14 protein-coding genes are annotated in these 14,587 nt (G+C 38.4%); all 14 read right to left on the bottom strand.

Annotation, left to right across the window (positions count from 1 at the left end):
* Nucleotides 1-9 precede the first annotated feature (9 nt).
* A complete protein-coding gene (locus MKX97_RS03140; protein WP_342536937.1) occupies nt 10-1,431 on the bottom strand; it encodes an amidase in 1,422 nt (473 codons plus the stop codon).
* A 153-nt stretch (nt 1,432-1,584) separates the two neighbouring features.
* Nucleotides 1,585-2,874 carry a TRAP transporter large permease gene (locus MKX97_RS03135; protein WP_342536936.1) on the bottom strand — a complete coding sequence of 430 codons (1,290 nt, stop codon included), beginning with the start codon at nt 2,872-2,874 and terminating at the stop codon, nt 1,585-1,587.
* Nucleotide 2,875: 1 nt separating this feature from the next.
* On the bottom strand, nt 2,876-3,439 hold the full coding sequence (locus MKX97_RS03130) for a TRAP transporter small permease (RefSeq protein WP_342536935.1): 564 nt from the start codon (nt 3,437-3,439) through the stop codon (nt 2,876-2,878).
* Nucleotides 3,440-3,468: 29 nt separating this feature from the next.
* A complete protein-coding gene (locus tag MKX97_RS03125; protein WP_342536934.1) occupies nt 3,469-4,521 on the bottom strand; it encodes a TRAP transporter substrate-binding protein in 1,053 nt (350 codons plus the stop codon).
* A gap of 76 nt (nt 4,522-4,597) precedes the next feature.
* On the bottom strand, nt 4,598-4,957 hold the full coding sequence (locus tag MKX97_RS03120; RefSeq protein WP_245799455.1) for a hypothetical protein: 360 nt from the start codon (nt 4,955-4,957) through the stop codon (nt 4,598-4,600).
* 17 nt (nt 4,958-4,974) lie between these two features.
* The gene (locus tag MKX97_RS03115; protein ID WP_342536933.1) at nt 4,975-5,736 is read right to left on the bottom strand and encodes an SDR family NAD(P)-dependent oxidoreductase; all 762 of its coding nucleotides are present in this window, start codon (nt 5,734-5,736) and stop codon (nt 4,975-4,977) included.
* 15 nt (nt 5,737-5,751) lie between these two features.
* Nucleotides 5,752-6,954: a membrane dipeptidase gene (locus MKX97_RS03110; protein WP_342536931.1), complete on the bottom strand. Its 1,203-nt coding sequence runs from the start codon at nt 6,952-6,954 to the stop codon at nt 5,752-5,754.
* Entirely contained in the window at nt 6,951-8,231 is a 1,281-nt protein-coding gene (locus MKX97_RS03105) for a Rieske 2Fe-2S domain-containing protein (protein ID WP_342536929.1), read from the bottom strand. Before MKX97_RS03105 ends, MKX97_RS03110 begins: the two co-directional genes overlap by 4 nt.
* Before the next feature lie 597 nt (nt 8,232-8,828).
* Nucleotides 8,829-9,215 (bottom strand): VOC family protein, encoded by a 387-nt coding sequence (locus MKX97_RS03100; protein ID WP_078818867.1) that lies wholly within the window; start codon nt 9,213-9,215, stop codon nt 8,829-8,831.
* A gap of 148 nt (nt 9,216-9,363) precedes the next feature.
* Nucleotides 9,364-10,392 (bottom strand): NAD(P)/FAD-dependent oxidoreductase, encoded by a 1,029-nt coding sequence (locus MKX97_RS03095; RefSeq protein ID WP_342536928.1) that lies wholly within the window; start codon nt 10,390-10,392, stop codon nt 9,364-9,366.
* A gap of 66 nt (nt 10,393-10,458) precedes the next feature.
* Complete coding sequence (locus MKX97_RS03090) at nt 10,459-10,725, bottom strand: ferredoxin (RefSeq protein WP_078818865.1); 267 nt, start codon at nt 10,723-10,725, stop codon at nt 10,459-10,461.
* 105 nt (nt 10,726-10,830) lie between these two features.
* On the bottom strand, nt 10,831-12,111 hold the full coding sequence (locus MKX97_RS03085) for a Rieske 2Fe-2S domain-containing protein (RefSeq protein ID WP_342536927.1): 1,281 nt from the start codon (nt 12,109-12,111) through the stop codon (nt 10,831-10,833).
* Between the two features lie 47 nt (nt 12,112-12,158).
* Entirely contained in the window at nt 12,159-12,650 is a 492-nt protein-coding gene (locus tag MKX97_RS03080; protein WP_245799454.1) for a flavin reductase family protein, read from the bottom strand.
* A 28-nt stretch (nt 12,651-12,678) separates the two neighbouring features.
* A complete protein-coding gene (locus MKX97_RS03075; protein WP_342536925.1) occupies nt 12,679-14,583 on the bottom strand; it encodes a XylR N-terminal domain-containing protein in 1,905 nt (634 codons plus the stop codon).
* Between the last annotated feature and the right edge of the window lie 4 nt (nt 14,584-14,587).

The raw sequence follows: 14,587 nt of genomic DNA, 5'->3' as shown, positions 1-14,587 counted from the left end.
CCATTTCTCTTAATGTTGGTAAGCGTTAAAGTAACTAATGTTTGTTTTTAGTGCTTGTACCCATTGCTGAGATGTTTCATAACAATCACCAATTTCCAAAACTCTTTTATCACAAAGTGGTTTTCCGATAATTTGGAGTCCTACCGGAAGCTCGTCCTCAGTAAATCCGCATGCTACAGAAAGTGCAGGAAAACCTAAAATATTTGCAAGTGGCGTTTTACCGAGAGTAAACATATTGCTTATTGCTTGTTCAGGAACCATCGTACCTATATCAAATGGCGGCTGAACATTAGTAGGACCAATAAGGGCATCAATTCCTTTCATTTGCTCTAATGTACGACCGATGAATTCTTTTCGAGTACGCTGAGCAGTTAAATAGGCTGATGCTAATTGATCTTGACCATAATTGAACCTAAATTTTAAATCGTCTCCATATAAGTGACTATGGTTTTTCAAGATAGGATTATGGAAAGAAAGCACCTCAGTTTGGGCTATTATTTTTAAGCCCTCAAGCGCTTCATGGATTCCAGGTAAATCAATGGGAACTATTTCAGCTCCAAGAAGTTCTAACTGATTAAATGCCTTCTCAATTACACGCTTCACTCCTGGATCAATGCTGGAAAACATATAATCTTGATAAAAACCTAATTTAATTCCCTTAAGACTTCTTAATGGCTCATTTAATTGAACCGAACAGCTTTTCTTTATAGAGGAATGGTCAAGCGGATCATGACCCATCATTACCTCAAGCATAGTTGCTGAATCCTTAACCGTTCTAGTCATTGGTCCGACATGATCTAACGACCAACTAAATGTAAAAGAACCATATCGGCTTACAAGACCATATGTTGGTTTGAAGCCTACTGTTCCGCACATGGCTGCTGGTAGTCTTACGGAACCTGCGGTATCTGTTCCAATTGAGCCAAAGACCATACCTGTCGCAGTAGCTATTGCCGAACCACCACTAGATCCACCAGGTATCTTTTTAATATTCCAAGGATTTTTTGCACTTCCATAATGCGGATTCTCAGTTGTTGCGCCCATAGCGAATTCATGGAGGTTTGCTTTACCTATAATCACGGCTCCTGCTTCTTTCATTTTCTGCACAGTAGTAGCGTCCTTATTAGGAATCCAATCTTCAAAAACTTTTGATCCGCCCGTAGTACGTATGCCTTTTGTTTGAAGCAAGTCCTTAACAGAGATAGGGATACCATGTAAAGATCCTCGAATCTTACCTTCACAAATTTCTTTCTCTAGTGATCTCGCTTGGTTTATTGCTTCTTCTTCCATCACTGTAATAAACGCATTAAGTGTAGGATCATGCTCTTTAATACGTTTGATTGATAATTCAGTTAATTCTACAGGTGATAATTTTTTTTCCCGTATCAATGAACTTACCGTTTCAATGTTTTCAAATAGGAGTTCACTCATCTTAATCCTCCTCATAGTTTTCAAGAGTAAAAATAAATGCCGGTTCTTCGAACATTAATTCCGCAATGTCTATCCCAAACTTATCGTTTAAGTACTCAGTTAATTCCATTAACAGTCCTCCTTTCTAACCTATAGCAGTAAATTTCATATTAACTATATGTTAAATAATATAATACCTGGGAATAGTATTAGCAGAGCAATAAATACTACGTACCCTATTAGAAAATATGAAGACCCTTTAAAAACTGTGGTTATTGGGACATCCTTAGCCAACCCTTGTACAATAAAGGCATTGACTCCAACTGGCGGCGTAATTGCGCCCATGCTTGTGACAACACATAGAATTACCGCAAACCATACAGGATCGTAACCAAGTGCTAAAACAGTTGGATAAAAAATAGGTATTGAGATTATTAAGAAACCAAGTGCATCCATAATAGATCCGCCAATGACATATATAATCAAAATTGAAATTAAGATAACAACTGGTGGAACAGATAGGTTAGTCACCCACTCCGCGACTGCATATGGCAATCTTGTAATAGTTAGAAAACGACCAAATACCATTGCACCAACTACAAGCATTAATACCATCGCAGAGGAACGAAGCGTACCAGCCATGGCAACTAAGAAATTTTGCTTGGTCATTTTTCTCATTACTAAAGAGATTAATATTGCACCGAACGCACCGAACGCACCTGATTCTGTAGGCGTAAAGATGCCAATAAACAGACCACCAATAACAAATACGAATAATACTGCTACTGGAATAACACCCTTTAATGATACAAGCCTTTCCTTCATGCTTGACTTCTCACCAGCAGGACCTAGTTCAGGGTTCTGTCTGCACAAGTAAATCACTGTGAGAATTAAAATACCAGTTAAAAAAATACCAGGTATAATGCTTGCTACAAACAACTCTTTGACCGATTGCTCCATCTGTAAAGCAAGTACAATTAATACTGTACTTGGAGGAATGATGATTCCAAGTGTTCCTCCTGTTGCAATACTTCCTGTACTAAGGGCATTGTCATATTTATATTTTTTTAGTTCTGGAAGAGCCATAGTTCCCATAGTTGCGGCAGTCGCTGAATTGGATCCGCAAATTGAAGCAAATCCTGCACTTGCTAAAATGGTAGTACTTGCCATTCCACCACGAAAATGTCCAACCCACTTATAAGCTGCGTCAAACATTTTCTCTGTTATCCCTGTTCGAAATACAATTTCCCCCATCAAGATATAGAGAGGAACTACGCTTAATGAATAGCTAGAAAACTGATTCCATAAATCCGCGCTCAAAACGTTATATGCAGCTTTTGGCGATGCTGCTATGACGAGTCCGACAAATCCAACGATAAACATCGAAAAACTTATTGGCATTCTAAAGAACATTAAAAGAAATAGTGCTAGGATTCCTATAACAGCTAAGAGATTCGGGTCCATTTTAAGAATCCCCTTTCCAGATCAAAATAGTTTCTTTCACAAGAGCGAGGACCAATCCCAGAAATCCAAGTGAACATAAAATGACAATTGGATAAAAGGAAAATTGAATGGTTTCTGAAACTACTCCTCCATCTCGTAAGTTAATGCCGAATAAAGCAAGTTGCCAAGAAGCTATACTAAAAAACGCTATGCTTAACACGTTCATTATTGTGTGGATAATTTTACGGATCAAAGGAGGAAAATTATTTATGAGCATATCTATATAGATATGCCCTTTATTCAATTGAGTATAGCCAAGAGCAAAAACACCCGTAACCGCTCCAAGCCAGCTAACAATCTCTACTGTCCCTGAAATCGGATCCGAAAAGAGACGTTTTACAGAATTAAAAACAATCAATAACATCATTGATATTAATGCCACTCCGGCAATGGCGGCAAAAAATCGATTTAAGTATTCTGTAGACCTAAAAAACAGATTTGAAGAATCGGCTATATTTCTTTCTGCCTTGTCTTCCAAAGGTTTAGTATTGTCGGCATCAAATTCTAAAACTTGATCATTTCTCATTCTCGTCCCTCCATATCTAAAGGAATAATTCATTCAGTGCTGTTATACTTCTCGATCAACTCTTTCATTTTCTCCAAGTATTCTTCGGCAGGCAGTCCTTCTTTTTGTAGTTTTTGGACAGATTCTTTCTGCATGTCGCTTAACTTTCCATCCCATTTTTCTTTCTCTTCTTTCGATAACTCGACAACCTCAAGCCCTTCTGTATCTATACTCCATTCTATAGACTCTTGAACGTGGTTATCTAGGTAATCTCCAGTAAATTCCGTCATTTCTGCATTTAAATCTTCAATTACTGACTGAACATCCTCGGGAAGTGAATCCCACTTTTCTTGGTTCATAACAGCAATAAATGTATTTAAAGCCAATGGATAATCTGTTACATAACCAACTACTTCTGCAAGTTTTGAATCCTTAAGAATCTCTCTTGAAGATACATAGCCCTCCACAATCCCTGTCTGTAATGCTTCAGGCACCTCCGCCTGTGACATACCGACTGGTGCCGCTCCAAGTTCTGACATAATAGGTGCGAGTGCGCCAGCTATGCGCAATTGTTTTCCTTTTAAGTCAGCTAATGACGAGATAGACTTTTTACTTTGTATATATGCCGGTTCAGTGGCAAATGTTGTGATGATCTTAAAATTCTCCAGTGCTTCTGGTGGATACTCATTAACTAAATCAGCTGTAACTTTACTAGCAACCATCGCATTTTTATAACCAGAAGGCATATCTGAGATTGATAAAAGCGGGAATCTGCCAGGCTCATAAGAAGTTGAAGTTAAACCTATGTCAGCTGTGCCATTCTCCACGCCGTCATACATATTATTGGCTTCTAGTAAAGTTCCACCAGCAAAGAGATCAACCTCTACCTGCCCATTTGTTCTTTCCTCAAGACGCTTTTTCCACTCTTCCATTTGAATAGCTGGAAATGTATTAGGGGGAGCAAAAAAAGCATATGTCAATTTAATAACTTCACCTTTTCCTTTTCCTTTTTCACTGCCACTTGCCTCTTTACTATCACTACAAGCAGAAAGGACAATAGCTATTAATGCGGTTGACAGCAAGATAAATAGTTTTTTCATCATTTCACTTCCCCGTATTGTCTAAATAATAGTAGGGAGATAAGTCTCCCTACTATTATTTGAATTTTATTCTGTAACATTAGTTTTCAACTAAGAAAAATGGACGGCCGATAGAAGCCTCCAAACGAAAATAACGATCTATACCCGTTTCACGAAAAGAATGTGTCATATCGGTAACTGTTTGCAAACTTGGTACGTCATAGATAAAACAAGCATGCCAATTATTGGGGCCAGCATGTCCTGTCGTTAAAATATCACGGTCAAAGGTTGCCAACAACTTGGATCCGTTACCTTTCCATTCCTCAATGATAGATTTAAGCGTTGGTAAAAGTTCTTTTTCCTTCTGTTCTTGAGTAGTATCAAACCACCCAGTAGATTCAAATGTAATAAAGACTCGTAACGGGTTCGGTACTTGTGGTGCGCCATGTTTAATTCCCAATCTTTCCATCTCCTTTTTCATCTCATTAGTAATCCGCCATTAATATCAAACGTGGAACCTGTTATATATCCTGCAGCATCCGAAGCTAAATATGATACTATGCCAGCTACTTCTTCTTCTCTTCCAAATCTTTGTACAGGTATGCTATCTTTCATCTTTGCCAATTTATTGGTATCAATATTTTTCATTTCAGGTGTTTCAATCGCAGCTGGGGCGACTGCATTTACAGTGATTCCTTGGCTGGCAAGAGATCGTGCAAATGTTTTAGTAAGTACAAGTTGACCTGCTTTTGAAGCACAATAATGTGCCCCGGAAGAAAGTGGACCAGCTTGACCGCCGTAAGAAGAGATATTTATGATCCGGCCACTTTTTTGGCTTTTCATGGTTGCCAATACGGCCTGTGAGTAGAAGAAAGTCCCGCCTAAATTCACTGATAAAATTTTATTCCACTCTTCTTCAGTCATATCTTCGATTGACGTTTCCTTGCGCACTCCAGCATTATTTACCAATATATCAATGCGGAACCATTCTCTTAAGATTTCATTGACACTATGCTTTATGGCTGCGACATCAGAAACATCCACTTGTAAGAACTTTGAATTTGAAAGATATGGTTGTAAATCAGCAGAGTTTTTAACCTCATTCAGCATTTGTTGATTCACATCAACAAAAACTACTTTCATTTCTTCAGATAAGAATTTTTTTGCAATTTCAAGACCCAACCCTTGGCCAGCTCCTGTAACTATTGCAACTTTTCTTTCCTCATTGATCTCGCTCATGACATTTTCCCTCTCCTAGTCTATTAAAATTTCTTGTATAACCTTCATAGCATTCCGACCGGAGACTTTCGCTATATCTTTTATCGTGTAGCTTCTTTTCACCATCCATCCAATCATGTTCTTGATTGCTTCTGATGGATTTTCCAGACCTTCAACATACGGAGAGATTTCAAATGCTTCACCACTATGCGAATCCGATATACCCAGCATGTCGTCAAAAGCATTTTGTAAGGCAACATGGTCTCCAAAAAATGTATCAGGTCCAAACCCGACGTGATCTATGCCTACCAAATCTTTCACATACTCAAAATGCTCCATTACCGAGTCGATAGAATGTATTGGAAATGTTTTTGACATGGTTGTGTTCGGAGCTGCACATATGCCTATGATCCCGCCTTTTTCGGCACATGCTTTTAAAACATGGTCAGGTTTCATTCTAGGGGTATTCCATAATGACCGAGCACCTGCATGAGTCATCAGAACAGGCTTTCTGCTCGCTTCGATAATATCCAAACTGGTTTGGTCTCCACAGTGTGAAATGTCTATAATCATCCCTAATGTGTTCATTCTCTCGATCACACGTCGGCCAAAATTTGTTAAGCCGCCGTCACGCTTTTCTGTCAGTCCTGAGCCAAGTGTGTTGGAGTCATTATAAGTGATCCCCATGCATCGAATACCAAACCCATATAAAATATCAACACGATCAATTTCATTTTCTAAAATGCTCGCAGCCTCTAAAGATGGTAAAAGAGCAGTTTGTTTCTGACGTTTAGCTCTCAATAGGTCTTTATAGGATTTCGCTAAGAACACGGTATTTTGATGATGGATATCAGCGTATCTCATACCGAGTAAATAAATAACATCATCCCACTTCAATCCATTTTTAGAGGTAATAGTAGCAATGCCATCCATGAAATTCTCAAATATTATATCTACTCCGGATTTGGCAATCCCTTCATAGTGGAAGAATGTATGCATTTCACCACAATACGGTCTAATATCTTTCGGATTTTTAGGGGAAATAAATCCATGGTCTCTCAATGACACTATAGGATTTCTATTCATTATCTCATCCAACTTACTTAGTTCATCATCAGACAAATCTAAAGTATATTCAGGTACACGATCAAGCTCTGTAGACAGCTCGTATTTTTTGTAGTCTTTATTAGTTTTTAAATATCCAAAAGATGTATAACCATCATAATATTTTTCATTCATCGTTTTTCCAAAACCTTTTCCTTTTCAAATTCCTCTTTCAAAGGAAAGGCATCTTGCCATCTTTTCTTATTGTCATCATACAAGCCTTCACTATACAGGTTCTTCAATGACTGATTTTCCAGTTTTAAGGGTTCTTTTCCTTTTTGGAATTCTTTTACTTCCTTCAGCAGGATACGGCGCATATGAATAACAGGTAAATCACTCGTGCCCAGACGTTCATTCGTTCGATCTACGATCGTACCCATCGCTTCGGTCGCGGCGTGGTCCTGGTTGGCGATCCCTCGGATCCCTGTGAAATTCCCAGTTTTTTGCAAGTCCCGGTCCTGATTATATTCGTTCTCTTTATTGACCTGCTTTTTAAGGTTTTCATCCAGCTTCAGGCCGCGTCGGTCATGTTGTGCCTGTACATCAATTGCACGGTTATGGGCAAACTGCACGTCCCATGTCCAAGTGCTGTGGTCATCCCGCGGAATAAATGCATGCCACATCCCATCCTCCCCTCCAAAGCGAGGTGGATATGTGTAGAATGGGAAAATATAATGGATCTCCATAAAGGCATTTTCTTCTTCCGTGCCAATCCCAACAGCTACACAGCGCTTGCCATAATTCGTGTCCTGTACAGATTGTTTGACCGGCGGATTTTTCACCAATGGATGGTTGGGATCAATACCCAAGTCACTGCTTAGGATTCCTTCTTCTGTTTCCTGATTGCCATGTGCTTTATGGAGGAATGCCGCATGTACGTAGTCCAGGTCATTTTCCATCGCTTGTGCATAGTTACATTCCTGCCAAACTCGTTCAACCAATTTATTCTCATCCGGCAGTCCCACCCAATAGAATTCCGGGAAGTCAGGTTCTGACCCTTCCGGCCCCATATATGTCCAAATGATACCGCTTACTTCTTTTGTCGGATAACTCTTTATCTTAATAGATTCTCTGAACTTCCCATCCGTCGGTTCTGATGGTATTTCCGTACACTCCCCATCTGTATTGAACTTCCACCCATGATACATACAACGCAGGCCGCAGCCATCATTGATTCCGTAGTAAAGGGAGGTTCCGCGGTGCGGGCAGCGTTCATCGATTAGCCCGACTTTCCCCTCTGTATCCCGGAAGGCGACCAGGTCTTCGCCCAGCAACTTCACACGCTGTGGCTTCCCATCGCTTTCCAATTCATGAGTCTGCAGAGCCGGAATCCAATATCTCCGAAACAACTCACCCATTGGTGTGCCTGCATCTGTCTGTGTTAGCAACTGATTATCTTCTTTTGTAAGCATTTTAATTTCCCCCTTAAAATATTGTTTCTAAACGAGTAGATTTGAATTGTGTACTGCTAGAATGTATTCTTGCAGTTACCGAAAATAAGCAACCGTATTTGCAGATCAGTCGTCATTTAATACGAAGCTTATAAAAGTAAATATATTTGGCTTTGTAAATTCATAGACAATATGTTCTTCATGACTGTTATTTTCCTCTGTTACGCAGGTCTATTGTTTTATTTAAAGTAAAATCTGAATAACTATATACAGCTCCTATGTATAAAAACAATAATAGGAAATTAGAATCTAAGAATTTACTTGTACAACAGTGCTGTTTGATAACCATGTATTGTATAATGGTGAAAGCTGTGAACAAGTTCTAACACCTCATAAATTCACTCCAAAATTTTATAATTATTATAGGAATATTCCTTAATCCCACGTAATGATAGCGCTGTCATTTATAAAGGGATATCTGCTATATATCTGTAAGAACAATACTATCTTATTAAATACTCAAAAACATTACACTATTAGGTCTGAATTTTCTTTCAAATCAAACTATTGATACTAATTATTCTGGAATATTAAACTGATTTGACACTGTATCTCTAATCACTTTACTCTTTCGACCAACTGTAGCAGTTCCCCATACGGCCCTTCAAAGAGTATCATGCGTCCCCCTTCAAGTGTTGTATTTGGTGCATCCGTTTGAAATATAACATTTTTCTCCTTAAACTCCTTAATAGCATGATCGATATCGTCAACGGTGAAAGCTAAATGATTCACTATTCCATTTTTGTTATATTCTTTCTGCAATCCCAAATCTTTAATTAACTCAATTTCAATCCCCGGCTGTTGCTCCAAATACAAAAATGCTAATTCTTTGTCTTTTGTATTCCCGCGAAGACGGACCTTATATCCTATCAACTCAGAGTAAAACTTGATAGATGTGTCCATATCTTTTGTAACGATGGCTATATGTTCTATTTTTAATTCCATTCTAATCACTTTCCTTTCCATTCTTCGAGATACTTAATTAAAATAAGCAAAAACAAAAGATAACAAAATCTTAATTAAACTTCTCAAGAAAAAAGATTAATCAAGACAGGATATTTTTCCGTCTCATTAATCTCTTCGTCCACTCTTGTTAAATTCCCGCAACGACTGAACTCTTTTTATTCTCTTCACCCATAACACTCGTACTGTGAAGAGGCTGAACTTTCGCACTTGGATCAATATAAACCTTTGCATTGCTCACTGCGGTCGGCGCCTCTCCAAATCCACTAGCGATGAGCTTAACTTTGCCTTCATACGTACAAATATCACCTGCTGCGTAAATCCCTTCAATATTTGTCTCCATTTTAGAATTCACAACAATGCTATTTTTTTCGATTTCCAGACCCCAGTTTTTAATTGCCCCCAATGAAGAAATAAACCCATAATTAACAATGACATCATCGACTTCAATTACCTTTATATCCTCACCTTTAACTTGTTCAAGAATAACATGTTCTATTTTGCCTTCACCTTTAAATTCCTTTGGTACATAAGGAGTCATTACATTCACACTGGAACTGTGTAATTTTTCCACACTTTTTTCATGAGCCCTAAACTTATCTCTTCTGTGCGCAAGTGTGACTTCCTTGGCAATCGGCTCAAGCATAAGCGCCCAGTCAACTGCGGAGTCACCACCGCCAAAGATCTGCACTCTTTTCCCACTAAATTTATTAAGATCATCTATAAAGTAATGTAAGTTTTCATTTTCATATTTCTCAGCTGATTTTAATTCGATCTTTTTCGGATTAAAAGCACCATTTCCCGCAGTGATAATAATTGTTTTAGCGAAGTGACTATCCTTATTTGTAGTTAACTTGAAAACCCCATCCGATTGTTTCTCTACTTCGCTCACCGATTCACTTAATGCAATGACTGGGTTAAATTGCTTCATTTGTTCTAATAGACTATCTACTAACTCTTGACCTGTAACTTTTGGAAATCCTGCAACATCATAAATGTATTTCTCCGGATATAAAGCGGAAAGCTGTCCGCCCAGTTGAGGCAGACTTTCCAGAATTTTTACCGATGCATTGCGAAGTCCGGCATAAAATGCTGTAAATAACCCTACCGGACCTCCACCAATAATTATAATATCGTAAACTTCTTTTTTTTGAGACATCTTGGTCACTCCGATTCTAGTCTTTTTCATACAAAGACAATAAATTACTTACATGTTTTTGACGGATTAAACTTTTGAATAATCTTTTTCATCCTCTAGAGCTTCTTTATTGAACGGTTCATCAGAAACTTCAATAGAACCACTAGGACAACCCTCATGAGCATCTTCTAAATCATCATGTAACTCTTCAGGCACTTCTACAATACCTTTATTTTGATCAAGTAGTACAAAGGAAACTCCATCATCGTCGTGATCATATATGTCTGGTGCCGTCGCCCCGCACGCACCACAAGCAATACAAGTTTCTTGATCTACAATTGTATATTTCGCCATCTTTTATCCACTCCATCTTGATGTATTAAAAACATGAATGTTCACTTGGAAGTTTGTTCTAGATTCTTTTTAATAGACCAAAATCATGATAGTTCTTCCGGATAATTAACTTTTTACTTTATCCATGTCTTTTTCAAATTCCTCTTTCAAAGGAAAGGCATCTTGCCACCTTTTTTTATTGTCATCATACAAGCCTTCACTATACAGGTTCTTCAATGACTGATTTTCCAGTTTTAAGGGTTCTTTTCCTTTTTGGAATTCTTTTACTTCCTTCAGCAGGATACGGCGCATATGAATAACAGGTAAATCACTCGTGCCCAGACGTTCATTCGTTCGATCTACAATCGTACCCATCGCTTCGGTCGCGGCGTGGTCCTGGTTGGCGATCCCCCGGATCCCTGTGAAGTTCCCAGTTTTTTGCAAACTCCGGTCCTGATTATATTCGTTCTCCTTATTGACCTGCTTTTTAAGGTTTTCATCCAGCTTCAGGCCGCGTCGGTCATGTTGTGCCTGGACATCAATTGCACGGTTATGGGCAAACTGCACGTCCCATGTCCAAGTGCTGTGGTCATCCCGCGGAATAAATGCATGCCACATCCCATCCTCCCCTCCAAAGCGAGGTGGATATGTGTAGAATGGGAAAATATAATGGATCTCCATAAAGGCATTTTCTTCTTCCGTGCCAATCCCAACAGCTACACAGCGCTTGCCATAATTCGTGTCCTGTACAGATTGTTTGACCGGCGGATTTTTCACCAATGGATGATTGGGATCAATACCCAAGTCACTGCTTAGGATTCCTTCTTCTGTTTCCTGATTGCCATGTGCTTTATGGAGGAATGCCGCATGTACGTAGTCCAGGTCATTTTCCATCGCTTGTGCATAGTTACATTCCTGCCAAACTCGTTCAACCAATTTATTCTCATCCGGCAGTCCCACCCAATAGAATTCCGGGAAGTCAGGTTCTGACCCTTCCGGCCCCATATATGTCCAAATGATACCGCTTACTTCTTTTGTCGGATAACTCTTTATCTTAATGGATTCTCTGAATTTCCCATCCGTCGGTTCTGATGGTATTTCCGTACACTCCCCATCTGTATTGAACTTCCACCCATGATACATACAACGCAGGCCGCAGCCATCATTGATTCCGTAGTAAAGGGAGGTTCCGCGGTGCGGGCAGCGTTCATCGATTAGCCCGACTTTCCCCTCTGTATCCCGGAAGGCGACCAGGTCTTCGCCCAGCAACTTCACACGCTGTGGCTTCCCATCGCTTTCCAATTCATGAGTCTGCAGAGCCGGAATCCAATATCTCCGAAATAACTCACCCATCGGTGTGCCTGCATCTGTCTGTGTCAGTAACTGATTATCTTCATTTGTAAGCATTCCAAATTCCTCCTCACTTCATTGTGTTATTTGAGTGGACAACATTTTTATAATTCAACCGTTTTAGCTAGTTCAAGTTGCTCAATTTTCCCACGGAAGAAAATTAGCGGCTCTCCTTGGTCATCATAAGAAGCATTTTTCACTAGACCCGTCACAATATAATGATCACCGCCTTCAATAATATCTGCTACTACACATTCTATTGTTGCTAAGTTATCCTCGAGAATAGGCACTCCGTCTTCGGACAGTTTATAAGCTGCCCCTTCAAATTTATCGCCTGAACTTTTAGCATATCTCCAACATTCTGTCTCCTGGCTTTTTTTCAGTAAATTAACTGCGAAAGGATGATCTCTTTTAAGCGCTTTCAAACTGCCCGATCTTTTATCTATACAAACTAAAATCAGCGGCGGATCTAATGATAATGAAGAAAAAGCATTAGCAGTTAATCCAATCTTTTCTTTCCCATTAATTGTTGTAATTACTGTTATCCCAGTTGCAAAGTGTCCAACCGTGTTTCTGAATTCTCTCGGTTCAATCATTTTTAATACCTCCTCGAATTTTAAAAGATTAATGCTCTGTACTGTATATCCTAATCTTTCCTAGCACCAAGAATATTTGTAACGAGATTTGAATTTCAAATCGACAGTTTGAATTAGATAGATCGATATCCAATAAATCTTCAATTTGCTGTATTCTGTACCTCATTCCACTAATTGAAATTGACATTTCACGAGCTGTTTTATGCAAGTTAAATTCATTTTGAGAATAATAAAAGAGCGTCAGCAAAAGCTCCGAGTTTTTTTTCTTGTCATAATTCAATATGGGTTCTAAATTTTCTTCAGCAAATAACTCCAATTCTTCTGGCTCTCGTGCATTTAAAAATAATGTTAAATGTCCTAAATCACTTGTTAAGATAACTGCCGATCTTGTTGATTTGAATTTAGCTAATTCTACTGATTTTCTTGCCTCTTCCGCTCGTTTATTAAAGTCCGACAGTTTATGTGTTTCATTACTGATCCCCATACAAATTTGTTCTTTATCTCCTTTAATATTTTTCAGCAGAAGCTCCACAAAGTCTTTTATAGTAGTTTGCTCATCTTCAATTAGTTTTTTGGAAATAACAACTTGGACAGTATTCAACTTTGTTAGCAATAAAATATTTGATACATACTCTTTTTGTTTTTGAAGAAAGTTTGTAATTTGATTTCTGACTTTTAAGTATTCATACTCCTTGAGATCTCCTTTTTTCTTATCTTTTCCAGCAATATCTATATGAACAATATAATGAGGTTCAGATAAATTGTAGCCGAGGTAAGAAAATCTATTACTGATCCATTCCCAATCCATTTTCTTTTCATTAAGTAATTTTTCTAGCAACTCGCCTTCAAGCCTTTGTTCTGTCTCAATAGCCACTTGTTCATTCTGCATATGTAAAGCGGCTATTGTAGCAACACGTTCTAGTAGATCTTTTATGAAATCATTACTTCTTTGATTGATATCTATCGTAATAAATCCATTGATTTGATCCTTAATAGTTATAGGCACGGTAAGCAGCGTGAAAGTTTTACCTTTTAAGGTTGTTTCAATTATTTCATTTCCGCCTGAATTTATCATTTCTTCACCCAGAAAATTACTAACACTCATAAGTGTCTTCATTCCAGGTTTTTTTCCAAATTCAGCAATCGTTTCATAATTCCTATTTTCTATCAAAACTGAGCAATTCAAACATTCACCTAATAGTTGTGAAAATGCAGGAAAGCCTTCTCCCTCTAACATCGCTTTAGTAAGGTTCCGACTTAAGGAATAGCCAATCTCAAGTTTTTCATTTTGCTGTTCAACCTTTCTAAACATCTGATCTCTTTCATCAGATAATTCCTCATACTCATAATATAGTGATTCTTCTGAAATCTCTTTACCCCATTGTTCGACTGTCTTACCTACATAGCTGCAATATTCATCTCCCTTTCCCTTACACTTTATCTCTTTAAAGATGACTTGTTTACCCAAACACTCACTCGTGTATCCGCTTGCATAACCAACCAAGAAGTGGCAGATACATTCTGAATGAACAGGGAAATATCTTAAATGTTGCTTTGCTTCATACGAATCTAGCCAATAACCCGATACATCAAAAATACCTTTCTCCATATCTACATGGAATCTCTCGGTATAAGAAAAAACTCTTCCCGTCAAATGATGCAGTTTAGATCCAGCTATCAGCCATTCTATATCATCCGTCCAAATGATTGCGTCTTTTAGAATTCTGGCTTCATGCGCACCCGATTGAAATGCATACCTAAGCAAAAATCTTTTCGCTCTTCCAACTCCAAGTGCTGTAATTAAGTCTTTTCTTAACACTCCAAATGCATCCGTACTTAATAAAGTCATATTCAAATTCTGGAATCCTTCGCCTGATTGTTCTGTGACTTGGATTAGATGGTCGAGAGTTAGTTCACTAGCTTGAATACTCAATAAG

The sequence above is a fragment of the Sporosarcina sp. FSL K6-3508 genome, assembly GCF_038615825.1.
In the GTDB taxonomy this organism is placed as follows: Bacteria; Bacillota; Bacilli; order Bacillales_A; family Planococcaceae; genus Sporosarcina; species Sporosarcina newyorkensis.
This window is presented reverse-complemented; position numbering and strand designations above follow the sequence as displayed.

Coding starts and splice junctions, on each gene's coding strand:
- MKX97_RS03140 (WP_342536937.1), bottom strand. CDS start 1,431: ATGAGTGAACTCCTATTTGAAAACATTGAAACGGTAAGTTCATTGATA.
- MKX97_RS03135 (WP_342536936.1), bottom strand. CDS start 2,874: ATGGACCCGAATCTCTTAGCTGTTATAGGAATCCTAGCACTATTTCTT.
- MKX97_RS03130 (WP_342536935.1), bottom strand. CDS start 3,439: ATGAGAAATGATCAAGTTTTAGAATTTGATGCCGACAATACTAAACCT.
- MKX97_RS03125 (WP_342536934.1), bottom strand. CDS start 4,521: ATGATGAAAAAACTATTTATCTTGCTGTCAACCGCATTAATAGCTATT.
- MKX97_RS03115 (WP_342536933.1), bottom strand. CDS start 5,736: ATGAGCGAGATCAATGAGGAAAGAAAAGTTGCAATAGTTACAGGAGCT.
- MKX97_RS03110 (WP_342536931.1), bottom strand. CDS start 6,954: ATGAATGAAAAATATTATGATGGTTATACATCTTTTGGATATTTAAAA.
- MKX97_RS03105 (WP_342536929.1), bottom strand. CDS start 8,231: ATGCTTACAAAAGAAGATAATCAGTTGCTAACACAGACAGATGCAGGC.
- MKX97_RS03100 (WP_078818867.1), bottom strand. CDS start 9,215: ATGGAATTAAAAATAGAACATATAGCCATCGTTACAAAAGATATGGAC.
- MKX97_RS03095 (WP_342536928.1), bottom strand. CDS start 10,392: ATGTCTCAAAAAAAAGAAGTTTACGATATTATAATTATTGGTGGAGGT.
- MKX97_RS03090 (WP_078818865.1), bottom strand. CDS start 10,725: ATGGCGAAATATACAATTGTAGATCAAGAAACTTGTATTGCTTGTGGT.
- MKX97_RS03085 (WP_342536927.1), bottom strand. CDS start 12,111: ATGCTTACAAATGAAGATAATCAGTTACTGACACAGACAGATGCAGGC.
- MKX97_RS03080 (WP_245799454.1), bottom strand. CDS start 12,650: ATGATTGAACCGAGAGAATTCAGAAACACGGTTGGACACTTTGCAACT.